Origin of the sequence: Methylosinus sp. RM1 (genome assembly GCF_011378635.1) — a bacterium.
Taxonomy (GTDB): Bacteria; Pseudomonadota; Alphaproteobacteria; order Rhizobiales; family Beijerinckiaceae; genus Methylosinus; species Methylosinus sporium.
In genome coordinates, this window is sequence record NZ_WOVC01000029.1 from 20,146 (window position 1) to 44,261 (window position 24,116).

18 protein-coding genes and 3 pseudogenes are annotated in these 24,116 nt (G+C 60.5%); 9 read left to right on the forward strand and 12 right to left on the reverse strand.

From position 1 onward, the window contains the following. Nucleotides 1-78: 78 nt before the first annotated feature. The 7 genes from FMZ75_RS16550 to FMZ75_RS16580 all read right to left on the reverse strand — a co-directional run bounded on the left by FMZ75_RS16550 (nucleotide 79) and on the right by FMZ75_RS16580 (nucleotide 8,918). Nucleotides 79-1,386 carry a WcaI family glycosyltransferase gene (locus FMZ75_RS16550; RefSeq protein ID WP_166144294.1) on the reverse strand — a complete coding sequence of 436 codons (1,308 nt, stop codon included), beginning with the start codon at nucleotides 1,384-1,386 and terminating at the stop codon, nucleotides 79-81. 237 nt (nucleotides 1,387-1,623) lie between these two features. Continuing rightward, nucleotides 1,624-2,181 (reverse strand): transcription termination/antitermination protein NusG, encoded by a 558-nt coding sequence (locus tag FMZ75_RS16555; RefSeq protein WP_142864453.1) that lies wholly within the window; start codon nucleotides 2,179-2,181, stop codon nucleotides 1,624-1,626. A gap of 322 nt (nucleotides 2,182-2,503) precedes the next feature. Beyond that, nucleotides 2,504-3,073, reverse strand: coding sequence for a hypothetical protein (locus FMZ75_RS16560; protein WP_166144295.1), 570 nt, complete (start codon nucleotides 3,071-3,073; stop codon nucleotides 2,504-2,506). A gap of 119 nt (nucleotides 3,074-3,192) precedes the next feature. Next, nucleotides 3,193-5,418 carry a polysaccharide biosynthesis tyrosine autokinase gene (locus FMZ75_RS16565; protein WP_166144296.1) on the reverse strand — a complete coding sequence of 742 codons (2,226 nt, stop codon included), beginning with the start codon at nucleotides 5,416-5,418 and terminating at the stop codon, nucleotides 3,193-3,195. A gap of 108 nt (nucleotides 5,419-5,526) precedes the next feature. Further along, on the reverse strand, nucleotides 5,527-7,005 hold the full coding sequence (locus FMZ75_RS16570) for an O-antigen ligase (protein ID WP_166144298.1): 1,479 nt from the start codon (nucleotides 7,003-7,005) through the stop codon (nucleotides 5,527-5,529). 40 nt (nucleotides 7,006-7,045) lie between these two features. Then, the gene (locus tag FMZ75_RS16575; protein ID WP_142864260.1) at nucleotides 7,046-7,570 is read right to left on the reverse strand and encodes a hypothetical protein; all 525 of its coding nucleotides are present in this window, start codon (nucleotides 7,568-7,570) and stop codon (nucleotides 7,046-7,048) included. Nucleotides 7,571-7,589: 19 nt separating this feature from the next. Further along, the gene (locus FMZ75_RS16580; protein ID WP_166144300.1) at nucleotides 7,590-8,918 is read right to left on the reverse strand and encodes an outer membrane beta-barrel protein; all 1,329 of its coding nucleotides are present in this window, start codon (nucleotides 8,916-8,918) and stop codon (nucleotides 7,590-7,592) included. Nucleotides 8,919-9,378: 460 nt separating this feature from the next. On the opposite strand from FMZ75_RS16580, the gene FMZ75_RS16585 reads away from it, so the two are divergent. Then, nucleotides 9,379-10,338 carry a GDP-L-fucose synthase gene (locus tag FMZ75_RS16585; RefSeq protein WP_142864262.1) on the forward strand — a complete coding sequence of 320 codons (960 nt, stop codon included), beginning with the start codon at nucleotides 9,379-9,381 and terminating at the stop codon, nucleotides 10,336-10,338. Nucleotides 10,339-11,036: 698 nt separating this feature from the next. Here the strand turns inward: FMZ75_RS16585 and FMZ75_RS16590 are convergent. After that, a complete protein-coding gene (locus FMZ75_RS16590; RefSeq protein ID WP_142864294.1) occupies nucleotides 11,037-11,414 on the reverse strand; it encodes a winged helix DNA-binding protein in 378 nt (125 codons plus the stop codon). A 221-nt stretch (nucleotides 11,415-11,635) separates the two neighbouring features. Between FMZ75_RS16590 and FMZ75_RS16595 the strand changes: the two genes are divergently transcribed. After that, nucleotides 11,636-13,264: an exopolysaccharide biosynthesis polyprenyl glycosylphosphotransferase gene (locus tag FMZ75_RS16595; RefSeq protein ID WP_166144312.1), complete on the forward strand. Its 1,629-nt coding sequence runs from the start codon at nucleotides 11,636-11,638 to the stop codon at nucleotides 13,262-13,264. A 245-nt stretch (nucleotides 13,265-13,509) separates the two neighbouring features. Here FMZ75_RS16595 and FMZ75_RS16600 read toward each other — a convergent pair. Both FMZ75_RS16600 and FMZ75_RS22225 read right to left on the reverse strand, forming a co-directional pair. Then, nucleotides 13,510-13,956 (reverse strand): annotated as a pseudogene (locus FMZ75_RS16600) (IS630 family transposase); the annotation flags it as partial. Between the two features lie 148 nt (nucleotides 13,957-14,104). Beyond that, a pseudogene (locus FMZ75_RS22225) lies at nucleotides 14,105-14,221 on the reverse strand (hypothetical protein); the annotation flags it as partial. 632 nt (nucleotides 14,222-14,853) lie between these two features. Between FMZ75_RS22225 and FMZ75_RS16605 the strand changes: the two are divergent. The 4 genes from FMZ75_RS16605 to FMZ75_RS16620 all read left to right on the forward strand — a co-directional run bounded on the left by FMZ75_RS16605 (nucleotide 14,854) and on the right by FMZ75_RS16620 (nucleotide 17,749). Then, the gene (locus FMZ75_RS16605) at nucleotides 14,854-15,630 is read left to right on the forward strand and encodes a PAS domain-containing protein (protein ID WP_166144314.1); all 777 of its coding nucleotides are present in this window, start codon (nucleotides 14,854-14,856) and stop codon (nucleotides 15,628-15,630) included. Continuing rightward, entirely contained in the window at nucleotides 15,631-16,815 is a 1,185-nt protein-coding gene (locus FMZ75_RS16610; protein ID WP_166144316.1) for a glycosyltransferase, read from the forward strand. Between the two features lie 244 nt (nucleotides 16,816-17,059). Continuing rightward, nucleotides 17,060-17,164, forward strand: coding sequence for a transposase (locus tag FMZ75_RS16615; RefSeq protein WP_166144318.1), 105 nt, complete (start codon nucleotides 17,060-17,062; stop codon nucleotides 17,162-17,164). A 90-nt stretch (nucleotides 17,165-17,254) separates the two neighbouring features. Then, entirely contained in the window at nucleotides 17,255-17,749 is a 495-nt protein-coding gene (locus FMZ75_RS16620) for a sensor histidine kinase (protein WP_370464734.1), read from the forward strand. 119 nt (nucleotides 17,750-17,868) lie between these two features. Here the strand turns inward: FMZ75_RS16620 and FMZ75_RS16625 are convergent, their stop codons facing one another. Next, on the reverse strand, nucleotides 17,869-20,106 hold the full coding sequence (locus FMZ75_RS16625) for a TonB-dependent siderophore receptor (RefSeq protein ID WP_166144324.1): 2,238 nt from the start codon (nucleotides 20,104-20,106) through the stop codon (nucleotides 17,869-17,871). Nucleotides 20,107-20,430: 324 nt separating this feature from the next. On the opposite strand from FMZ75_RS16625, the gene FMZ75_RS16630 reads away from it, so the two are divergent. From FMZ75_RS16630 to FMZ75_RS16640, 3 genes are read left to right on the forward strand one after another with little or no spacing between them, the layout of a single operon-like run. After that, nucleotides 20,431-20,733 (forward strand): DUF3649 domain-containing protein, encoded by a 303-nt coding sequence (locus FMZ75_RS16630; protein WP_246729026.1) that lies wholly within the window; start codon nucleotides 20,431-20,433, stop codon nucleotides 20,731-20,733. Continuing rightward, complete coding sequence (locus tag FMZ75_RS16635; RefSeq protein WP_166144330.1) at nucleotides 20,730-22,268, forward strand: PepSY domain-containing protein; 1,539 nt, start codon at nucleotides 20,730-20,732, stop codon at nucleotides 22,266-22,268. Before FMZ75_RS16630 ends, FMZ75_RS16635 begins: the two co-directional genes overlap by 4 nt. Next, nucleotides 22,265-22,597, forward strand: coding sequence for a DUF3325 domain-containing protein (locus FMZ75_RS16640; protein ID WP_142864283.1), 333 nt, complete (start codon nucleotides 22,265-22,267; stop codon nucleotides 22,595-22,597). Before FMZ75_RS16635 ends, FMZ75_RS16640 begins: the two co-directional genes overlap by 4 nt. A 135-nt stretch (nucleotides 22,598-22,732) precedes the next feature. Here the strand turns inward: FMZ75_RS16640 and FMZ75_RS16645 are convergent. Further along, nucleotides 22,733-24,116: pseudogene (locus FMZ75_RS16645) on the reverse strand (hypothetical protein); the annotation flags it as partial.

A 24,116-nucleotide genomic window follows, 5' to 3' on the forward strand; every position in this document is an offset into this window, starting at 1 on the left:
CCTTGATATATTCGGTCCGACGACGATCGGACGCATGCTACGCCGAAGTCGCGTGAAGGACGGAAAATGGACTTGGCGTCAGGCGCGCTCATCGAGCGGATCACATGCTCGCGCGTCGAAGACATCCTTCGCGGAGAAGCGGTCGTCGAGCAACAGAGCTTCGAAGCGCGGGAGCAGGCGTCTGGAGCTCAACGAGGCCGCGAGCCTCAAGCCGTTTTCGATCCGAATCGGGTCTTCACGAACTGCCGCCCGTGAGATCGCGTCCGCCATCGCCGCGTCGTCGCCTGTTGGAACGAGCAAGGCGACGTCCTGCAAGATGTCGAACAGTTCCGTTCCCGGCTCCGCCGCCGCGACCACCGCGCGCCCGCTCGCCAACATGCCGCCGAGCTTGGACGGCATGACCAGATCGGCTGCGCCTTTGTGCTGCGGCAGCACATGCAGGTCGGCCATGTTCAAAAGATCGGCGAGTCGTTCTGCCGGCTGCAGCGGCAGATAGAGGACGTTGGCGAGGCCGGCGTATCTTTGTTGCAACTCCGCCTTCTTGGGGCCGTCGCCGGCGATGACGAAATATATCCGGGAATCGCCGTCGAGCCGCCGCGCCGCGTCGAGCAGGACGGGAAGCGCCTGCTTGACGCCGACATGGCCGGCATAGAGCACCACGAAGCGATCGTCCGGTATGCCGAGCTCCGCGCGAAAGGCGTTGACGTCGCACCTGCCTTGAGGCTTGATCGCTTCGAGATCGACCCAATTGCGCAAGACCTCGACCTGCGACGCCGTCACTCCCTTGGCGATCAGAGCGGCGCGCATTTTTCGAGAAATGGTCACCACCCGATCGAAGGCGCCGAGCAGGGAGCGCTCCAACGCATTGGCGAATTGGCGCACGCCTGTCCCGGCAAGATGACCGACGGCAAAGGCTGCGTCGACCTCCAGGTCCTGGACATGCAGGATCGATCGCGCCCCGACGAGTTTGGCCGCAAGGAGCGCCGCCGGCGCGGAGAACAAGGTCGGTTCGACGCACATGACGACATCGGGCCGAAACCATAAGATACGCCAGATCACCATCGGCGCGGCTGTGAGAGCAAAGCTCAGTGGCGCCAACAATCGCCACACACCGCCGCCATTGGCCTTCATCAGCATCGGGCACCGCGTGACCGTGATGGCGCCGCGCTTCTCGTCGACATAGGCGAAGGCGCGATAAGGCGCGCGCACACGCCAGCCGGGATAGTGCGGCGGCGCCGTGACGACGTCGACGCGATGGCCGCGGCGCGCGAGAAATTCGGCGAGTTCGGTCGTATATTTTCCGCAGCCGATGAGTTCTGGCGCGAAATTGATCGCATGGATCAGAATTCTCGCGGGACGATAGGCGCTGGCGGTCGGCTCGAGCAAGAGCGTCTCGTCCCGGGGAGAAGCGACAGATGTGGCTGGGAGAAATGAAAACGCCATGGCGAGGAGTCCGAATGTTCGATCGCGATTGAAGCGATGGCGCCGCGAGAATCCTCGGGAAGCGGAGGGCTCGTTTCGACGAGAAGGATTTTGCGGCGCATAGAGCTCGACCACGCTACCGCCATTCGGGTGACTCCTCTCCGAGCCGCCCGTTCGAGCCGTCCTCGCGATGCAGCGGCGTCACGCCGCTGGTTCAATCCACGTTCGGGCGAGCTTGACGCGAATGCCGCCACCCATGATGTCCAGCAACACGCCGACCCGGCCCGCGTCATCCAATCTATCGAGCACGCCGAGCGCGTCCGCGAATGGCCCGGCGATTAGCCGAACCTTCTGTCCGGGCCGCAGATCCTCGAGTGAAGACGAAGCGCTCGCCGCGTCCGAGAACGAGGTGAGCGCTTCGACCAATCCGCAGGGCGCGGCGAGCGGCCGGTCCTGCGCCATCACCAGTCCCGCGACGCCGCTCGTGCCATTGATGCTGCGCCAGCGATCGCGCCCGAGATCGAGGATGATGAACAAATAGCGGGGAAAGAGCGGGGCATAGACTGCGCGTAATTTGCGGGCGTGACGAACCGTCGTCAGCCGCGTCGGCAGAAAATGACGAAAACCTTGCGCGCCGAGATGCAGTTGCGCACTTATTTCTCGCCGCGGCAAAGTGTGCGCGACGTACCAACGCTCGTCGCCTTGCAGCGTTAGATCGCACGCCTGCCCGATGGCAGGATATCCGGCGTCGCTCGTCATGCGGTCGCCCCGATCATTGCCGAGAACCGCAGCGAGCCACAATGGCGATAGCGTTCGGAGAATTGATCGTCCATGCTGCTCATCTTGTTGTGGTCTTTCCGAATTCTCGGGCGATCCATGGTGCGTTTTGTTTAAATGAAGCGTCGGAAGGCTTTTCACAACGCAATGTTTTATCGCTAATATTCGTCTCTATAAGTCGTGCGCGGATCATTCCCGAGGAATTGAGAACGCGTCCATCTGTCGAGACGGCTCTTCCATCAAATGGCGAGCCGTAATGCATCTCTCCGGCAACAGTGAAGGAGCCGTCGATGACGTCGGGCCGCTATAGCCCCATCGCCCGCAGCCATACCGAATCCATTGCAGCGCGGCCTTCGAGGCTGCCTTTGATGACGTCGCGCGTTTCCGCCGGTTTGGCCGCAAAGATGGCCTTGAATTCGGCGATCTGACTGGGGTCGAGAGCCGGGCCCACTTCGGCGAGTTGGCCCAGCGCCCTCTTCTGCTCGGCCTCGGGCAGCAGTTCCCAAATCGCGACCAGGAACCGAGCACGGAGAATCATGATCTCGGCTTCACGCGGCGCGGTCAGGTTCGACATTTGGACAACATCGACGACTTGCGCGATGGAAGCGCCTCGCCGCCAACGCATCCTCGCCAAGGCGAGCCAGCCGCGCCCCGAAGTGGGTGTCGTCGCCAGCATATTTTCGATGCTCGCCTCGATCGCGGCAGGATCGCCGCATGCCGCCGCGAGCGCGTGCTCGAGCCTCGGCGTTCGGCCGGCGACGCCGATCGCCGCTCGCAGCGGCTGGAAAAGGCCCCCGGTCGCATGCACGCGACATGCGTGTTCGTGACGTGCCGCCGGCTCGGCGGGAAGGCGCCGCTCGAGCAGATCGATCACTGTCGCCTCGAGATTTACAAAATACAGCAGAGCGACGCCGGCGCCGACGAGCGCTGTCGCGCCGACGATCACCAGAAGCGACGTCACAACAGAGGCCGGCCTCATCTTCGCCGCGCCGATCAATTCTGATAATATTTTTTGTAGTAATAGCCGGAGTAATGAGAGTAGGGCCCGTATCGAGGGGTCTTGGTCTCGTCGACCATATTGAACGCAATTCCTGCGATCTTACGATTCTGCGCGAACGATTCCAGATGTTGCGCAACGGTTTCCCGGGTGGTGGTACGCCAGCGTACGACAAACACCACCTTGTCGATGAGAGCGGTCAGGACCTTGGCGTCGATGACAGGTCCGAGCGGCGGAGAATCGATGACGATGTAGTCGAACTCCCGACGCAAGCTGTCGATGAGAAACTTCATTCGCTCCGACCCGAGCATATCCGGTGGATTTTGCGATTTCGCTCCCACCGGTAAAATCGTCAGTCCGCCTCGCTCGATGAGCGCGGCCTCGAGCGAAACTTTGCCGGTCAGGAAATCGACGAGGCCGTCCGCCGAATGCAAATCGAAATATTTCGACATGGTCGGATGACGCAGGTCGCCGTCGACGAGCAACACCCGTTGCCCGGCCATTTCCGCCGAAAGAGCCAAGCTCACCGCCAGCGTCGACTTGCCTTCATTGGGAATCGCCGATGTCACGAGAACGATTTTCGCTGGATTGTCGACGTCGGCCATCTGCACGCCGACGCGAAGGGCGCGCACCGCTTCGGCATAGCGTGACAAGGGTTTCGAGGCGAGATAACGCGGCGGATCCACGACCTTGCCATCGACCTTTCGATCGCCTTCTAACAGAATCGGAACCGTCGCGAGAACCGGAAGACCCAATTTCATCTCGATCTCACGTGGGGTCAGGAAGCCGGCGTTGAGCATATCGAGCGCCACGGCGCCGCCGACGCCGAGCAAGAGACCGAGCGCGCCCGCCAGCGCCTCGATGAGACCGGTCTTGGGAAAAGATGGCGCGCCGGGTCTAGTCGCCGGAGAAATGACGCGCGCCTCGCGCTCCTCGAACGTCGATTGCTCCTGGGTGATTTTGGCGCGTGACAGAAAATTGTCGAACAAGGTCTTATTGCCGACATTGAGCCGCTCGAGTTCGCGCAGGCGCACGCCGACGCTGTTGTCGAGGCCAGTTTCGCCGCTGATCTTGGCGAGACTCGCCTGCAGCGACTCTTCTCGCGCCCTCGCCACATCGTAGTCGTTCTTGAGATTAGTCAGAATGCGTTGAACCTCGGCAGCGATCGAGCGTTCGATGTCGCGGCGTTCGGCCCGCGCATTGACGACCTGCGGATGCTGCTCGCTGTATCGTGCGAGCAGATCGGCTTCCTTGCGCGCGACCTCCGCCTGCTGCGAGCGCAAGGACGAGATCACGGACGAGCGCACGACGTCGGGAATCGCCTGAAGATTGCCACCTTGCCCGCCGATTTGCGCGACCTGTTCATATTTGGCGCGCTTTTCGGCCAAATCGGCGCGCGCCGCGATCAGCTTCCCGTTCAATTCCGAGAGCTGCTGCTCCGAGATCGTCACCTTGGCTTCGCTGCTGGTCGCCACGAGATTATGCTCTCGGCGGAACTGGGCCACCGCTTCTTCCGACTGGCGCACCTGCTCGCGCAGGCCCTCCATTCGTTCGGCGAGCCAGATCGACGCCCGCTTGGCGGCGTCGTAACGCGCATCCAATTGGTCGACGACGAACATGTCGGCGACCGCGTTGGCGAGGCGCGCGGCCTTGACAGGATCTTCCGAGGTGACGGAGATCGACAGCACATAGGTCCGGTTGATGCGCTGGACCTCGAGCGCGTTGCGCAGACGTCCGATCGAGCGCAGAACATCTGGTGGGATCGTCCCGTCGGCGGTCTTCTCAACGGCCTTTCGATCGGCGTCGTCGGATCTGAACGATCCGAGGATGAAGTTCAGCAATCCGGCGCGCGGCGGCTGGCCGAACTCGATGTCTCCCGTGAGCTTTTCCTTTTCGACCACCCGGCGCAGCAGATTGATCGATTGAATGACCGACACCTGACTGTCGACATTGGAGGTCTCGAGATTGAGTTCGGGCAAAATGTTGTCGGCGCCGAAAATTTTCTCCTTGCGCGGCTCCAACAGCACCTGCGCCGTGCCGGTATAGCGCGGAGCCACAGTCAGCAAGACGAAGAAGACGAGAACCATGACGGTGATCGCCGTCGCGACGATCGTTTTCCAGCGTCGCCAAAAGAAATCCTGCAATTGGCGAAGATCGATTCCATCCTGCTCCGGGGCGCCTTCCATCTGCTGGGTCAAAGGCAGCGAAAATTTCCCGTGCATGTCAAAACCTCTACGGCTCATGTCTTTTCATCGTGCGTTCGACGCGTTCAGACCATGTGGTGGACGTCGTTCGCGGCTTGGGTCCAATCGTCTGGGCGCCGGGCCCCTCTATTCCTCTGTTGCGATCGTGGCGCTCCAGGATTGAGCGACGCCTGCCCCGAGCAGCGCCGCCCAGGTGAGAGCGACCGCCTGCATTTGCACGCTGAAGTCGACGAGCGCATGGAGGGCGACGACGATCGTGGCGGCGCTCGCCGCCAGCGGTGCGACAGCGTCGCGGCTTCTGGTCAATGCGGCGTAAACGCATCGACCGCCAAGAAAGGCGAGACCCAGAAGAAGAAGCGCCGCCGCCGGAGCGCCCAGTCCTTGAAACATTTCGAGATAGGTGTTGTGCGCCTTGTCCCAGGCTCCGAACGGACCGACGCTGCCGTCGCGATACATGCGAAATGCTTCCTCGAAAGTCCCGTCGCCAAAGCCGAGCAGGGGCATATCGGCAATGGACAGCCATGTGAGGCCATAGACTGACAATCGATCATTCGAGGCGAAGCCTTGCAACAGACGGTCGGCGAGAAAGTCGCCGTACGCGAAGAACGCCGCGGCGACCGCCATGCCGGCGAGCAATATCGCCGATCCGGTCGGGCCGGCGTTCCGCCGGCCGCGAAAGCCGACGAGAAACAGGAAGGCCGACAGGCCCGCGACTGCAGCCGCCGCTCCGCCGCGTGATCCCGTCAACGCCAATGCGATTCCGATTATGAAGGCGCAAGCGATCCAGCCGCCGCCTCGACCCGTGGTGGAGGCGACGAACTCCGCCAGCCGGCGTGCGAAAGACGCCGTCCGCGGCGCGGCGCTGCGGAGATAGTGCGAGAACGCGATCGCGAGCGCATTGATCAAGCCGAGAGCCGCATAGGTCGCGTAGGAGTTTCGATTGACGAACGTCGACGTCAACGAATCTTTGTAGTGGACCTTGTCGAACCATAGAAGCCTGTCTGGCCAGACAAAGAACGCCACGAGTCCATAGACGGCGTAGAGCGCTCCGATGAACGCGATCGCCCCGACAAGACGCCGCGCTCTCTTGCTCGACCGACAAGTCTGCAATGCGATCCAAAATACGGCGGCGGCGGTCGTCAGACGCGTGCGCGCGAGGAGGGTCTTGTCGCGATCGACGCTGATCGAGCCGGGCGCCGTCCGGCCGAGCGTCTCTCCGGCCATTTGCCAAATCGGATGATGGTAGCTGGTCGGAACCCAGGAGCTCGACTGAACGAGCGACCAGGCGGCGACGAAGGCGAAGGCGAGGGCGGGGAACCATATCCATCGAATGCCGATCGCGTGGCGCCGGCCCGAGACGAGGCGCGACGCTTCGAACAGAATGGCCAGGGCGCCGAAATAGACGGCGTTGACACCCCAAGCGACGTCGCGATTGGAACCGAACCAAAACGGCGCCCAGGCGAGCCCCGCCAGCAATGCGTAAAACGAAAGATCGTCCGCATATGCCGAAAGGACAGACGAGCTGCGCTCATCGCCGCGCGGCGCGGCATGCGGCTCTGGGCCACGGGCGTGTTCGACGACGAGGCGCTGCGCCGAAAGCCTCATCCTTCATTCCCACGTTCAGGAAGCAAGCGCCGCCACGCGATCAATTGGGACTGACCCTGCTTCCGAGCGCGCCGACCGAGCCGCCGCCGCCCCCGCCGAAAGAGCCGACGCCGCCGAAATACCATTGGCCGCCGGGGCCGCGGCTTTCTCCGAACGCGACTTCGCCCGAGGCGGCGTGATACGCCGCCGCCGTCCGCGGATCTGCTCGCGCGGCCGCCTCGCGCAACGCGTCCGCGCCTTTGATGTCTCCCGCCGCCGCCAACGCGGCCTGGGCGTCGGCGAGGGCCAGGCCGGCGGCGTTCTCCTGATCGAGATTTCCGAGGCGGGCCGCCGCCGCCACATCGGCGGCGAGCGCCGGGCTTTGTTCCAGCAAACCCTCGAGCGCCGCGACGAGATCGGGGCCGCCATTCGGATATTGCGAGAAAAGCGACGCGACCCGCGCGTCCACCAGCGTCTCGGAAGGGCGACTCGAATGCGCGCCGGCCTGCCCGGAACGCGCAGCCGCCGGTGTCGTCGACGCCGCCATCAGCGCGACGCTCGTCGCCAATATGATCTGCTTGAACATCGGACCCTCCTTTGTCGGTTCAGTATTTGTATGTGGCGCCGATCGAGAAAATGTTTCGGCTGAAACTCGCTCCGAGGGCGGTGGACGCGACCGTGACGAAAGAATAGTCGAACGTTGCGTTGAGATTGCGCAGGAGTTCGTAATGCAACTGCCCGCCGGCGGTCCAGCGGCGGTCATGGCGTCCGCCGTTGATATAGAAGAGATCATCATGACCGCCGCGAACCGAAGCGGACCATGATCTCGACAGAGCGTAATGGACGGTCCCCAACGCCGACGTCACGCGCGCGGCGCTGCCGGTCGGATTGCCGACGGCCGTCAGCCCGGAGTCTTGGAAGGTCTCGTCTGCGGACGCCGTCACCGTCCACGCGCGCGTCGGATACCAGAAGACCTTGCCGCCGATGACGGGACTGGATGGCGAAACGAACAAAGGGCTGTCGTAGAGCTGCCGTTGATAACCGGCGTAGACCTCGCCGCGAAACAGGCTGATGCGATCCGTGCCGAGGCCGCCGACCAGCCGATAGCCGTCGGAATTGTAAATGGCGTTGTCGAAGTTACGGAAGTTTCCGGTCGCTTCGGTGAAGGCATAGAGCAGCGGCGTCGCCGAATAGCCGAGCCGCCCGGTCGCCGCGTAAACGACGTTGTTCCGATAAGACTGCGAGATCGACCCGGCTGTCGTGTCGAGCGCGTCATAATCGGTTCCGACGATGCTGCCGCCGAGCCCGACAAAAAAGCGATCGAACGACTTCAGTGCAGCGATCGAGCCGACGAATTGATTGTAACGTTGCGGACTGGCGATTTTCGCGCCGATGGCGGCCGTCGCCGCTCCATTCGAGGTCGTCACATAGCCGTTGTTGTACATATCGGTGCGGCGGTCATATTCTCCCTGAAAGCGGAACGAGAGATCGCGCCGCGCCTCCCATCGATGAGCAAATCCGACCCGCGCATCGACGGCGTTGGCCGTGGAGAGAGCGGGATAGAGGCGGATGTCGCCATGAGCGAACGCCGTCGTCTTGTGTATTCCGGCGTCGCGCATCGCCACGATATTCGGCCGCAGACGCACGCCGGGTTCCGACGTTCGATAATTGGTCGCTTGAAAGACGTTGTCGTCGAACGCCGCGCCGACGAAAAGGCTCGGATAGATCAACCAATCCGCGAAAGGCAGGCCGGTGTAGTCGCGCAAGGGCTTCGACCGCAGGCTTCTCTGCGACATCGGCTTGGGCGACAGCAGGCTCGGCGCGTCGTCCAAATAGCCTCGGCTCGAGGGGGCGCCGACGACCTGCGCCTCGGCGAGTTCGGCCCAACACGCCGGCCCGACGCCCGCGACTCCGAGCCAGAACGCGACTTCCATCGCGCTCGCTCTACAGCCGCGTCGTTTCGTATCGTGCGTCCGACGCCATACGTCACAGATCGCAAAATGCGGTTCGTACGTCGCGGCGCTCATGGGGACGCGAAAGAGGCTCAGGAGAGCATCGGCGATATAGGGCTGGCTCGCCTTGTTCACGCGCCGACCGATTAGCCGACGGCAATCGGGAAGATCGTTCAAGTACGTTTTCGTCATCAAACGATGCTTCCCGATCTACGCGAAGGGTCCTAACTCGTAAGCTACGCCTTTTCTAAAAGGCGCGAAGAGCGCGGTTACGCAATGACATTATTTATCGATAAAAGTTGCACCTATAGGTTATTTTGTTTCAACTATATTGTTGAGTATAATATTCCGCTCGGATACGAGGCGACGATCTGAAGGTCTTTGTGTAGACATCCGGGCGCGACACTTCTATCCCGCCATCGTTTCGTATGGAGACTTTCAAATGGGCCGAAGACGTATTTGGGTCGCGGGCCACAAGGGTATGGTGGGGTCTGCGATCGCCCGACACCTGGAGAAGCGTGGCGATCAAGTCGTCAAAGCCGACCGCTCCGTCGTCGATCTGCGCAATCAGATCGCCGTCGAAGTCTGGCTGAAACAGAACTGCCCCGACGCCATCGTGTTCGCCGCCGCGAAAGTCGGCGGGATCTACGCCAACGACACGTTTCCCGCAGACTTCATCTACGACAATCTGGCGATCGAAACCAACATCATTCACTCCGCTCATGCGGCAGGTGTCGATCGCTTGGTGTTCCTTGGCTCCTCCTGCATCTATCCCAAATTCGCGCCTCAACCGATCAAGGAGGAGGCTCTGCTCACCGGGCCGTTGGAGGCGACCAACGAATGGTATGCGATCGCCAAGATCGCCGGCATCAAACTGTGTCAGGCGTACCGTAAGCAGTATGGTCGGCATTATATTTCCGTGATGCCGTGCAATCTTTATGGACCGAACGACAACTTCGACCTGACGACCAGTCATGTGCTGCCGGCACTCATTCGTAAGTTTCATGAAGCGAAAGTGGCCGGGCGCCAAGAGGTCGTCGTGTGGGGAACCGGTTCGCCGTTGCGGGAATTTCTGCATGTCGACGATCTGGCGAGAGGCGTCGTGTTCTGCCTGGACAATTACGACGAATATGAGCACGTCAATTGTGGCGCCGGCTATGAGATTTCCATTCGCCGCCTTGCGGAGATCGTCGCGGACGCCGTCGCTTTTTCCGGGAAGATCGTCTTCGACAAGTCCAAGCCCGATGGAACCCCGCGCAAATTGATGGATTCTAGCCGTATCGCGGCGTTGGGCTGGAAGCCGGAAATTTCGCTAGAAGAGGGCATTGCCGAGTCTTATCGCTGGTATTTGGAAAGCAAGCTCGCGGAGCTGTCATGCAGGCTGGGCGTCGATGTCGCTTAGTTCAAGAGCGAACACGCAGCGTTGCGACGGTTCTACGATCGAATTTGCACGACGGCCGTTGGGGCTCACGAGGGGAGAAGATAGGCCGAACGATTTCGGTCTCCTTCTCGACGATCTCCGGTTCACCATGACGACTAGGGCTAGGGATGCCGCGACGGGCGTCCGCCCAATCGCAGACAATCCGGCAGTCTTGCATCACTTGGGATATAGTCCGTTGGACCGTCTTCGCTTCAATCTCGCGCGGCAATCGATCGACGACATCTTCGGCGCCGACGTGAGCTGAACGTCGTCCCATCCCAGACTCCGCACTCTCTCGACCAAAGCGTATCGGCGCCGCTGGCTCTCACGATTGTTGGTCACTTTGGTAAGCGGTCGACTGTCGTACACAGACCACGGCAGCGCGTGCGAGATGCGTGAGCGCCGGTCGTAAACTCCCGAAATGTACCCCCAGTTTTCGTGACGCCGGGCTTTCCGAGGCATGGCCTGGAAAGCCCGGCGGCGCGGTAATTCGCCGATGCCGCTCCCCTCGGCGGGAGGGAGGGCGCGGTGATCGAACTCGGGGAGATTGTCATGATCCCGGAACTGCATCGTCAGGACGTCTCGGTATAATCGAGCGCTGATCGATTTCGCCCGGCATTAACGGCTTACTTTGCATTCGAGACTTGTGCTCCGCAATTTTGTATCATCTCTGCCGGCGGCTATGCGTCATGCATGGCCTTTTCTGGTCCGAGTTGCGCCATCACCCGCATGGAATCTTCGGCGTAACGCCGAACATTGGCCACGCCTTTTGGAGTTAGAAAAATGCGTCTGGCGCGGCGATCTGAGGGATCGATGCCTTCGTCGACCAACTCCAACATTTCGAGCGAACGCAAATGAAGCCGAACCGCGGCCTGAGTCGCGCGAACGCGCCTGTAGAGCTCCGATAAACGTAACGAGCCCTGATTTGCCGAAAGAACGAGCAACACTTCGAGAGGAATTTGTGGAGCGACTTTAAAGTGTTTGCTCTCGATATGGGACAGCGTTAGCCGCAATAACGCAAGGTCAACCAAATTTGGAGCGACGCTGGCTGTGATCATGGCGCTATACACTTATTGGTTGTTGCTACTAAATTGGCACTATAATATTAAACATCGAAAAATGCATAGACCTAACCTCAAATTATAACGCAAAAATATATCGATAATATCGAATGAGCGTGCATAATAATATCGATATATTTTTATTTATAAACATTTTTCGCTAAAATATGTGATTGTAGTCGCCCGTTCTATGCTCGAAGACCTCATCGAGATGATTGATGGTGTCGCCCGATCAGCCTGAGGTTCTTCGTAAACTCGGACAAACGGGGATTTCGGACAAGGCGGCGGAACACCATCCGCACTTCGAAGCGGCCCGAGGCTTCTTCGCCGAAGTTCCTTCGTTTCCGTTACACCCCGCTTCTCATTCGCCGCGGCAAACGAGACGCGAGTACTTCGAGAGAGTCGATCGTCACATGCGAGCCACGCAGGTCGTAGATAGCGAGGTCGACGTCGTCTCGACTGAATTCGATGGACGCCGAATTTCCTTGGAAAATTATACAGCAATATTGCTATTGCTCGACGTCTCGGCAATCATCGGATTCGGGGTGTTCTTCGAGTGGCTTTTCGGGGGCTTCGAAAGCCGACTCGACTATCTTGCCGACCGGCAAATTGCGGCCAGCATATTTGCCGCAGGCTTTTATCTCTTGTTATCCTACGCGTTCGCGCTCTACTCCACACGCGGGATTCTCGATCGGCTATTCGCTACCCGCAGATTTGTGATTTGTTTCATAGCGACGTTCACAACACTCGTCGTCATCGCGGTCGCCACCAAGACAGCAGAAACATATTCACGTCTTTGGTTCTTTTCATGGGCAATTACCGCATGCATGGCTGTTTCGTTGATAAGATGGTTCGTCGTCGGACAGTTGCGTCGGGCGCTGAATCGCGGCGGCTGTGTCTATACCGCTTTGTCGGTCGGGGTCTTTCACGATCCGCTCTGCGCCGAGGAAATTGCCCAATACAGCGCCTATGAGGCCCGCACCTTGAAATCGTTGCGTCTACGAGACTTGAGCGACCTCGCGACAATTTCCGATCATATCGCTCGCGACGAGATCGATATCGTCTACATCGCCACGAATTGGGAAGATGCGCCCATCGTATTGCGCAATCTCCATTTGCTGCGCCATATTTCCGCGCAGATTTTTGTCCTTCCTTATTGCGATGGGCTTCGATCGAGCATGTTGAATGTCACGCTCTTTGGACAAAGCCTATCGATCCGCGCTGTCGAAAAGCCGATCGATGGATGGAATCTCTGGCTCAAACGAATGGAAGACATACTAATCGCGTCAGCGATTATTTTGGCGTCTTTGCCAATCATGCTGCTCATCGCATTGGCGATCCGCATCGAGAGTCCCGGCCCGGTTTTCTTTCGCCAAAGACGAACGGGTTTCAACGGCCGAGTTTTCGAATTGTGGAAGTTTCGTTCGATGTATGGAGACATGACCGACCATCACGCGACCATTCAGACTCGGAAGCAGGACCCCCGCGTCACTCGCGTCGGTCGTTTCATTCGGCGCACGAGTCTCGACGAGCTCCCGCAATTTTTCAACGTGCTGCAGGGCGAGATGTCGGTCGTCGGACCGAGGCCTCATGCTCTACAGACGAGGACTCATGGCCAAAGCCTCGAAGAGCTGGTGGATTATTACGCCGTCCGCCATCGCATGAAGCCCGGCCTAACGGGCTGGGCCCAAGTTCATGGTCTGCGTGGTGAACTCGATAGCGTCGATAAATTGCGGCGGCGCGTCGATTACGACATCGAATATATAGATCGCTGGTCAATTTGGCTCGATTTTGAAATCATCTGCAGGACGGCTCTGCTCGTGGTCCGCGACCCCCATGCTTACTGAACGGTTGCGGTGCAATTTTTGTCGATAGCTACGCGATGGGAGCCAGCCGTTCGTTAGGATCAGACAGCGAGCACAGCACTTCAGATTTCGGGCGCAGTTGTCCCGGCGGCTCTAAATCTGGTCAGCGCGAATTGACCCTTCTTTATGCGATGCATGAGTTCGACGCCAGCGATCGTGATCGCCGCATGTCGGAATCGCTTCTATCATCCTCGGGCGGCTCAACGCGTAATACCAATCCTCACTTATCAAAACCCATGGGCCCAATCGCGCAACCCGATGGACATGATACGCCACGGCTGGTCGATGAGCTTGTTCCAAGCGGCGCAACAGTGATCGACGATATCGTCGTAGGATTTGAAGACGCGGTTAGAGAGCCAGTTTTCGCGCAGAAACTGCCAAACGTTTTCGGCCGGGTTCAGCTCTGGACATTTCGCCGGCAAGGGAACGAGCGTGATGTTGGGCGGAACGACCAGCTTGTCGGTCATGTGCCAGCCGGCGCGGTCGACGATAAGAGCCGCGTGGGCGTCCGGCGCGACATTTTTCGCGATTTCGGCGAGGAGCAGGTTCATCGCATAGGTGTTGCAGGCTGGTAGAACCAGCGCCGCGCCCTTGCCGTCCTTTGGACAGACGGCGCCGAAGATGTAGGTCGAGACAGTGCGCTGATCGTGCGGCGCGCTCGGTCTCGATCGGCGAAAGCGTCAATCTCTGCCGCAGGGACTTTCCGTCGAAGGCGATGAAGCGGGACGGCGCGCCCGCGCAGGAGCTGTCGAGGCTTTCCGCATGACGACGGAACGCCTTCTCGAGCTCGTCCGGGTCGAGCTGCCGCAGGATGCCGTGCACAGAGGTGTAGGCCGGCGCCCGACGCAGCGCCGCGTCCGGACACGCCGCGTTGAGCAAGGAAAGCCTGGCGCGGATCAGAGCGTGAATTTGCCGATACGACCGAGCGCCACTCAGCATGGCGAGGATCGAGAACAGGATGACGCCGACTTGGTTGTAAAATCTTTCCTTCGGCGCGCCGCCGATCGGGGATGGCGGCAAGGCAGGATGCAAGATCGATCGTCGTCAACCTCCGATTCGGGTTGCTCCCCATAGATTCAGACACGTCTGAAACTTAAAAGCGAAAAATTGTGCCCTCGTGCAGCCCGAAGCACAGAGCGTTGAACAGCCCTGACATCGCCTCCATCCGCCTCATGCTCAGAAGATTTTGTAATAAACCATGAAGTTCACGGACAGACTCTGAGAGAAACAGAGAATACAGTTTATCGCAAATATATTTCGTTGCCGACACGGTCTCCCCAATTCAAGGTCGCACGGAAAGATGCGCGTCCTCTCGGCGCTTCGCCTCGGGCGAGGCGCCGTCCATATTGCCGAAAGCGTTCAGGCGAGCCGATTTCATGAACCTTCGACACGCTCCTGGCATGGCTTCGCAGCTGACTGAAATGACGAATAGATCCTCGATCCGCTTCTGTTCAAATCAGGTCGATAAAAAAAGCGACAAGGGATAATCGAAAAATGTGCATGGAAATGCTCTCGTCTGCTCGGGCTGAAAATCAACTGCGGCTGCCGCGCCGAGAGAGGCTGGGCAAGAAATGAAGCAATTCATCAGCCGGGAACTCTACAATTACTGGAGGGAAATCAAAGGGGGACGGTCGGCGCCGGATCGCTCCGAGATAGACCCCGCGCAAATTAGACATGTGCTCGCCGACGCCTTCATTATCGAGGCTGATAAGCAATCGCGCTTTCCCATCAGACTCTGTGGAGCGCGTGTGAATGCCCTTTGGTCTGCCGACCAAAAAGGCCGCTCGTTTCTTGAACTCTGGGATCAGGCAGAACGAATCGACATCCAGGCGATTTTTCAGACATTGATGGACGGTGTAGTTCCGGTCGTGGCTGGCGCCCGGGGCTCCACCGCTAGCGGTTACGAAACATCGGATTTTGAGCTCCTGCTCTTGCCGCTGAGACATCTCGGCAAGACGCATTCACGCGTGCTCGGCTCCCTCGCGCCGATCGATAGGGCGTTCTGGCCTGGTCAGGCGCCGCTCGGCCTGCTGAGATTGTCATCTTTGCGTATTCTCAATGAAGAGCGAACCATCGCGTTTCCACTCCAAGGTCGATCTTCTCCGACAAAACTGTCGGCGCGACGCCCATGCCTCACCGTCTATCGCGGAGGAGAGGGCCGTATCGCAGAGGCTACAAGGACACCAGAAGACCGCGACGCCGATCTCCAAAGCCTCGTGCGACTCGATCGGAGCAAGCATTATCGAAGCCAGACGCCAGCCTCGAAGTCGAGCCTGTTCGTTCCATCGGATGTCGGAATCGATACGCTTTTTGCGACTCCGTTCGCTGGGGGAAACAAGGATCGATGAATGAAAGTCCTGCATGTCATTGCGTCGGTAGACCGGCGAGGCGGAGGACCGATCGAGGGAGTCTTCTCCAGTTCCGCCATTTGGTCAAAGTATGGGCACGAGCGCCATATTCTCTGTCTCGATCCAATAGGCGCATCTTGTGCTCATGAGGCGCCGATACCTACATTTGCCGTTGGCAGCGGCAGTCCTCTACGGCGGATTTTGCCGTGGCTTCGCTATGGCTATACGCCCAATCTCGGCCGCTGGTTGAGGATTTACGCCGGGAACTATGACGCCGTGATCGTCAATGGCCTGTGGAACTATTCGTCATTTGGAAGCTGGAGGGCCCTACGCGACTCAGGGATACCCTACTTCGTATTCACGCACGGCATGCTCGATCCGTGGTTCAACAAGACATATCCTATAAAGACATTTTTCAAGTCGATTTTCTGGAGGATGTTCGAACATAAAGTCCTCCGTGACGCACGTGGCGTTCTCTTCACATCCGAAGAGGAGCGTGAGCTTGCGCCGCGATCGTTCTCGCCCTATTCGGCGAATCCATTCGTCGTCGGCTATGGCGCATGTGACGTCGATGGCGATCCCGCAGAGCAGCGCGCCGCCTTCATGGCGAAGGTTCCCGACGTCAAAGACCGGAAGCTCATCCTGTTTTTGAGCCGCATTCATCCCAAGAAAGGCGTCGATCTACTCATCCGTGCCTTCGCGCGGCACGCCCTTCAGTTTTGTGATATCGATCTCGTGATCGCGGGACCTGATCAAACGGGCTGGAAGAGCAGCCTCCAAAAATTGGCTGCCGAACTCGGGGTCGCCGACCGCATCCATTGGCCGGGAATGCTCTCCGGCGACGCCAAATGGGGAGCGTTCAGGTCGTCGGAGTTCTTTATTCTACCGTCTCATCAAGAAAATTTCGGCATAGTCGTCGCTGAGGCGCTCGCGCTCGGAGTTCCTGTTCTCATCACGAACAAGGTCAATATTTGGCGGGAGATCGAGGCCGACGGCGCCGGATTGGTGGTCTGTGACGACATCGAAGCAGTAAGCGCCGGCTGGCAAAAAATGTGCGCAATGTCGCGAAAGGAGCGCGGCGAAATGTCGTCGAAAGCCCGCGCGAGTTTCGAGAAGCGCTATGATCTGGAGCGCAACGCAATGGATCTTCTCGATTTTCTGATCGGGATGACGTCCCGATCATGAACCACGCAGCCGTATTCCAATCTCGCGTTTCGATCCGAACCTCTCGTCTTAGTGTCGGTCCGAGGACAAGTTGAATCGTATCCCTTCGGGGGCGGCCGCCTGGCGGTGACCTCGGTTTTTGAGATAGCTGCCTGACGGGTGGCGCGATGATCGTGTCCACTTCAGTTACAAGCGGACACTATCGCCTATGTCGCGCAACGATGATGGTCCCCCGGCGCTTGAGCGCAAGCGTTGATCATGGGCTATGGATGAGAAGCGCCGGATCGTCGATGAGAGCCTCGAGGAGGGAGCTTCGATCGCCGAGGTCGCGCGGCGGCGCGACCTCAACACCAACCAGCTCTTCACCTGACGTCGGCGGTTCGGCGAACGGCTGAACCATCCCGAAGAGGCCGGCTTCATCGGCGACATGAAACGCGATGCAAGGCGGATCCGCTCGATAGTGGAACAGCTTCTAGCCTCTGCGCGCTTGCAGGGCCGACCCGAGGCGGCGATCTCGGTCGATCTCGCCGAAGTCGCGCAGGCGGCCGTCGACGATTATGCGCTGCTGGCGCTCAAGAACGGGCGCCATCTCGCATTGGAGACGACGCCGGCGTCGGTCGTCGTCGCCGGAGATCGGCAGGCGCTGGAAAGCATCATCTGCAATCTCATCGACAATGCGCTGCGCGCCGAGCCGGAAGGAGGCACAGTGCTCGTGCGCGTCGACTGCGACGCTACAGTAACCGTGATCGATCATGGAGAAGGCGTGGCCGCGGACGATCGCGAGCTGATCTTCGAGCCGTTCTGGCGCAAGACCGACGCCAAGCCCGGCGCCGGGCTCGGTCTCGCGATCGTCAAGGAACTGATGGAGGCGCATGACGGCCGCGTCATCCTCGAGGCGACGCCCGGCGGCGGCGCGACATTCAAATTGTCCTTTCCGGCGGCGGACCTGAAATAGGCCATTTCGTTCGTTGAGCTGGGCGCTTTGTCGGCGACGTCGACCAGCGCCGAGAGCAGGCCGAAGACGGTCTGCGCGCCGAGAATAAGATGGATTGTGAAAAATATCGCACAGGCTCTTCACCAGCGATAGCGCAACGTCGCGACGAGCTTGCGTCGCTCGCCATAGAAGCACTCCGGCGCGCTGTAATAGCAGGCGGCGACATAAGCGTTGTCGAGAAGGTTGGAGACATTCAATGCGAGACGCCAATTGTCGCGCTCATATCCGATCATCGCGTCGAGCACCGCATAATCCGGGACCCGGTAGACAACGCCGGGGGCGGCGAGTGGCGGCGAGAAGCTCGGGCCGTTGTAGCGCAAGCCGGCGCCGAGGCTCAGCCCTTGCAGCAGCTCGGCTTCTCGCGCGCCGAGCGCGGCGAAGTCCGGCCGATAATTGAACCAGACCGCGAAAGCGTTGCGGGCGACGCCCGGCATGGACTGCCCCTGCGTGCCGGTGGCGCTCTGCATGATCTTGTTCTCGGTGAAAGTGTAGGAGCCGATGAGATCGAGATTTCGATCGACCGTCGCCTTGCCTTCGAGCTCGAAGCCGCGCGAGCGCACCTCGCCGATCGATATCTGCGCCGACGGATTGATCAGACGATGGGAAGCGTCGGGGTCGGCGCTCGGGACATTCTGCTGCGTCAGCTGATAGGCGGCGAAGCTCAGCATATAGTCGGAGCCCGGCGGCTGGAGCTTGAAGCCGAGCTCATATTGCTCGCCCGTCTTCGCCTTCAGCAGCGCGCCTGTGTAGTCCATCGCCGTCTGCGGCTCGAAAGAGCTGGAGTAGCTCGCATAGGGCGAAACGCCTTCGTCGAAGAGATACATGAGCGCTGCGCGACCGGTGAAGGCGTCCTGATTGCTCGGCGTGACCGTGCCGGCGCGATAGGCGTAAGTGGTCTGCGTCGTCCAATCCTGACGACCGCCTCCGGTGATGAGCCAATGCCCGTCGAGCTTGATCTGATCCTGGAAATAGACGCCGAGCTGATCATTCAGAATCAGACTGTCGATGTTCGGCGTCGAGTTGAGGACGACCGGCGAGCCATAGACGGGGTTGAACAGATCGAGCGCCGCGACCGTTCCGCGCCAGGTCTTGTAATTCCATCGATAGTTTTGATAATCCAGTCCGACGAGCGCCTTGTGCTCGAGCGGGCCCGTGTCGAAGCGCGCCTCGATCTGATTGTCGACGGTCCAGCTGCCGTAGGTATCGCGGCGGCTGTAGCCGAAGCGGTTGAGATAGCGCCCGTTCGCCTGTAGCGAACTGCCATAGGCCGAATCCCATTCGAGCGCCGATCCCCAACGATTGAAGTTCTGTCGTACCGTGAACATGTCGCTGAAGCGGTGCTCGAACTGATATCCGACCGCATAGACCTCGGTCGTGTATTTGTCGAAATTGGGCTCTCCCGTGAAGCCGTGCCGCGGCAAGACGCCGTTGAGGTTGTACGCGACGCTTCCGGCCGCCGGCAGGCCCCAATTGAACGCGGTGCGACTGTCCTGATAGCGCGCGAGAAGCGTCAGTGACGTGTCGGACGAGGGCTCGAATCGCAGAGCCGGCGCGATGTAGCGGCGATCGTCCGGAACATGGCTCACCATCGTGTCGCTGTCGCGGAAGAGGCCGGTCAGACGATAAGACCAGACGCCTGCGGGGTCGATCGCGCCGCGAAAGTCGCCGGATATCTGCTTGCGATCGAAGCTGCCGAGCTGCACTTCCAACTCGCGGAGCGGCTCCGTCGACGGACGCTTGGTCACGAGATTGATGAGCCCGCCGGGCGCGATCTGGCCATAGAGCACCGAGGCCGGGCCACGAATCACCTCGACGCGCTCCAATCCGTAAGGTTCGGAGGGCTCCGCGTAAGTGCCGCCGAGCTGCTTGAGTCCGTCGCGATAGATCGCCATAGGCGCGCTCGCGAGACCGGCGGCGAAGCCGCGCAGATTGAAGGAATCGTCGGTGAGATTGACGCCGCGCTCGCCGCCGACTCCGGTCGTGTAGCGCAAGGCGTCGTAGATCGTCGGCGAGCCCTGAAGATCGAGTTGCTGGCGCGTGACGACCGTCACCGATTGCGGCGTCTCGAGCAGCGGCGCGCTCGTCTTGGTGGCGGCGGAACCGCCTCTTGCGACAACGGCGGAATTATCATCGGTCTTGCGCTTCTCACCCGTCGTTCGCGCGGCGCCGATATCGATCGAGCCCAGATCGATCGGCTGCTCCTCCGCAAGGACCGGCGTAACGGAGAGAAGACCGATCGGCAGACAATTGACCGCGATGGATCCGAGACGGCGTCGACGTCCGATTGCGCGGAGGCGTGGCGTTTTGATGAGGAACATAGCGCAATACTCCCCCGAGATTGCGTGCGCGTCGAAGGCGAAGGCGCGAACGGCGCCGATATGGCGGAGATCACGCTCTATCACGAGCGATGACGATCACGATCGAGGAATGCTTCCAAGCTATGAATCGAAAGGCCTATTACGGAACTCTTCCAAACAAGCTGCTTCGCGCGATCATCGGTGGCGCAATCGTTGGATTTCTGCGCTAGGCTCACGATCATGGCGAAGCGCACAAGCGCGCGCTTCGTGTTTCGCCCGACTATCGAAAACGTGTCGCCTTCGTTCACGAGAAGGCGAAGCACGAATCGAAGGAGTGAGTGCGTCTTGTCGAGATTGCTTCATCGCGTGGCGGCAAAGCGCCGGTTCGAGATTTTTTCTCGAACTGTTGCGGCGATCGTCGGCGGCTATGCGTTCGCCTCGCTGTTCGTCGTCGCTGTCTCCATTTCCTTCCGAGACGCCCGCGCCGACGCCGTGCTCACAGGCATGATGACGAGCTTCGCCGTCTATGTCGGCGCGTTCCTCTGGTGTTTTGCGGCGTCGAGCGCGCTTCGCGCATGGCTCGGGCTTCTGCTCTGCGCGCTTCCGTTCGCCGCGGCGGCGCTCTCGGCGTCGCGGAGCGTGTGTTGAACGGATCGTTCTTTCGTTCGATGCTGTGGCTGCACGGCTGGGCCGGCCTGCTGGCGGGCTGGCTTCTCTATGCGATTTTTCTCACCGGTAGCGCGACCTACTTCCGCTCCGAGATTTCGCATTGGATGCGGCCGGAGCTCGGATTTTCCGCCGATACAAAGGATGATGCGCAAATCGCCGACGCGGCCTTGCGCCGCCTTGGAGCGATCGGCGGCGACGCCGAGCGATGGCGCGTGACCTTGCCGAATGCGCGCGAGCCGGCGACGGAGATTCATCTCTGGCGCAAATCCGGAAAGGAGCCGAGCTTCGTTCACGAATGGCTCGATCCGGCGAGCGGCGCGCCCTCGCCGGCGCGCGCGACGCTCGGCGGCGACTTTCTCTATTATTTCCACTTCGATCTTCAGATGCCGTCGATCTGGGGACGATTGCTCGTCGGCTTCGCGGCGATCGTGATGCTGGTCGCGCTCGTCAGTGGCGTCGTCGCGCATAAGCGAATATTCGCCGACTTCTTCACCTTTCGGCCCGACGCGACGCGTCAGCGGGCATGGCTGGACGGCCACAATATCGCCGGCGTGCTGGCCTTGCCCTTCCATCTCGTCATCACCTATACGGGATTGGTCACCTTGATGTTCCTCTATATGCCCTGGGGAATCCATGTCGCTTATCAGGGACGCGCGCAGGCGTTGCTCGCCGAAGCCGGTCTCGTCGCTCCGACGCCGGCGGTTTCGGACCCTGCGCCTCTCGCGCCCGTCGCGCCGCTGCTCGCGGAAGCGCGGCGGCGTTGGGCGGACGGTCGCGCCGGAGTGATCGATATCTATCGGCCGGGCGAGATCGGAACGCTCATCGAGCTGACACGCGACGCGTCGGAAACATTGGCCTATCGCTATGACAAGCTGCGCTTCATCGGACCGGATGGGAGATCGATTCCGCAGTCGCCGCCTTCGTCGGTCGTCGCTGCCCATATGACGATGTATGGTCTGCATGTCGGTCGCTTCGCCGATGCGGCTCTGCGGGCGGGCCTGTTCGTTTGCGGGTCGACAGCGACAGCGATGATCGGAACAGGTCTCGTGCTGTGGTCGGTCAGCGCGCGCCGACGCGACACGTCGCGCATCGGAATGTTTCTGGTCGAAAGGCTGAATCTCGGCGTGATCGTCGGATTGCCGATTGCAGTGGCGGCGTATTTCTGGGCGAACAGGCTGTTTCCTTCCGCCTCCCCCGGTCGCCTGCTGGGTGAGCCTATGATGTTTTTCTCGACCTGGCTCGCCGTGTTCCTCGTCTCCCTTCTCCCTTGGCGCCGCCCGCCCTGGGCGCCGACGCTGCTCGTCGCCGCCGGAGCCTTCGCCGCTTTGCCGCTCGCCGATGCGGCGGCCTATCGCAACGGCGAGATCGCATCCTATGATCGAGTGTTTCTGGGATTCGACGTCGCCATGGCGGCAATCGGATGCGCATTCGCGGCGACAGCGAGAAAACTGCGTGAAGAACGCACGAACGAGAAAATCATCGATCAGACGTCCGAGAGAGAACTCGTCCCATGACTCCGATTGTTTTCGTTCTCGGCTATTGCGGCTCTTTCGCCGCGGCGCTGGCGATGGATCGTCACCACCAGCAGGTCTTCGGACATCGGCCCTGCACGAGAGAAAAGGTGGCAGCGCGATGCGTGAGCGGCGCGCTTTTCGTCTGTGCTTTCGCCTTGGCGACATTGTCGCGGAGCGCCTCGATCGGCGTCGTCGCATTCGTCATCGCAGCCTCCCTCGGAGCGCTGCTGACGGCCGTTCTGCTCGCCTCCGCTCCCCGATTTGCGGCGGCCGTCGCCTCGTTGGCGGGTCCGATCGCAATTCTCGAGATGATCTTCGACACAGCGTGAGGTCGATGCAATCGTCGAGTGCGACGATGATTTCCCTACCGCAGACGTGGTCGCCTACCTACTCGAACCTGTCCTGCACCCATGGCAGGAGGCGGATCGGGTGAGGCTGTAGATGCGTCGTCACGATCGGAATCTTCATGATGCTCGGCAGCATTTTGGCGAGCGCGATCGCGTCGCAGTAGATTTCCTCGCTCGGCCTAGCGCCCGAATGCCCCATGATGTCGCCCCGACCTTCTTGCGCTCCTCGGCGTCGGGAATGGCTTGGTGCAGCCCGTCGATCAGCTCGTCATAGAGCCGATCGCCCAGAGGTGACGAGGATGTCGGCGATTTGAGATCGGGGAAGACCATCTCATAGCCGAGCGCTCTCATGGCCGCGACATAGTCGAGAAAGCCGAGGCGGATGAGCTCCGGGTGCAGGACGACCGAGCGCTCGGAATACAGATTTTTGATGCGCCGAATTTCGCTCGTTCTGATCTTTATATAGTGGAGGCGTTGTAACTTGCCGTCGATCACCGTGTCGACGTAGGCCACGTCGCGGACGGAGAGGCCGCAGATCTCCTCGCGCCGCGCTCCGGTGTAGTGGAGCATGAGCGTCGCGAAATACAGCGCGCGGTGGAAGACGTGCGGGCCTGAGATCAAGAGCTCGTCGTCTTTCCAACCGGCGCAGCCGGTAAAGAAGGCGAGGCGGAAGATGGCGTCGGCGTCGGCTTCGGTCAGGAGTCCACGCTTCGTGCGCCCGCGTTCCGTGGACTTGCGACGCATCAGCGTCATGTCGATGTCTCGGTCGAGCTTGTGGCCGCGGCTTCGAATATGGGCGAGGACCTGGCCCAGAAATGAAAAATGCCGATTGACGGTTCCGGCGACCAGACCGCGCTCCGATGGCGGCTTGGCCGCGCCGATCGCGCGAAGCTGGTCGAGCGTCCGGAAATTGTCCCGCGGGCTGCGGCCGTAGCTCTTGGCGACGGCGCCGAAGAGGTCGTCGAGATCGCCCAGGTGCTTCTGGTGGATGTCTTCGAACTCGACGACGCCCTGCTCGAGGAGGAGCCTCCCGAAAAGTCGTGAAATCTGACGCACCTGACGCTGGGTTTTCGTGTCCCAAGCCTTGGCGTCCGTATTCTTCTTGATGACCCCCTCGGCGAGCACGACGAATGGATGCTCGTCGAGCGTCAACGGCTTCGTTCTCGCCGCCTTGGCGGGACTCGGCGTCGGCGTGGGCACGGGCGCGGGGTCGGCAGGTGGCGGCGGCGCAGAGGCGGCCAACGGCGCCGCATGTTCGGTTCGGGCACCTTCGGCCGTCTCCGCGGCCGCTTCTCGATGGACGACAATCGGGGATGAGGCGAGGGGCGCAACGACGAGCCTCGACTCGGCGTGATCGACCGAGTCGCGGGGCGCCTTGGCGTGATCCTTCAGAATGTCGGCGATGGTCTTCTCGATCTCGACTCGCACGCCGTCATGGCGGCGCTCCGACTGAAAATTCGCCTCGGCGAAGGCCCGGTAGACCGTCTCCTGGGCGAGCGCG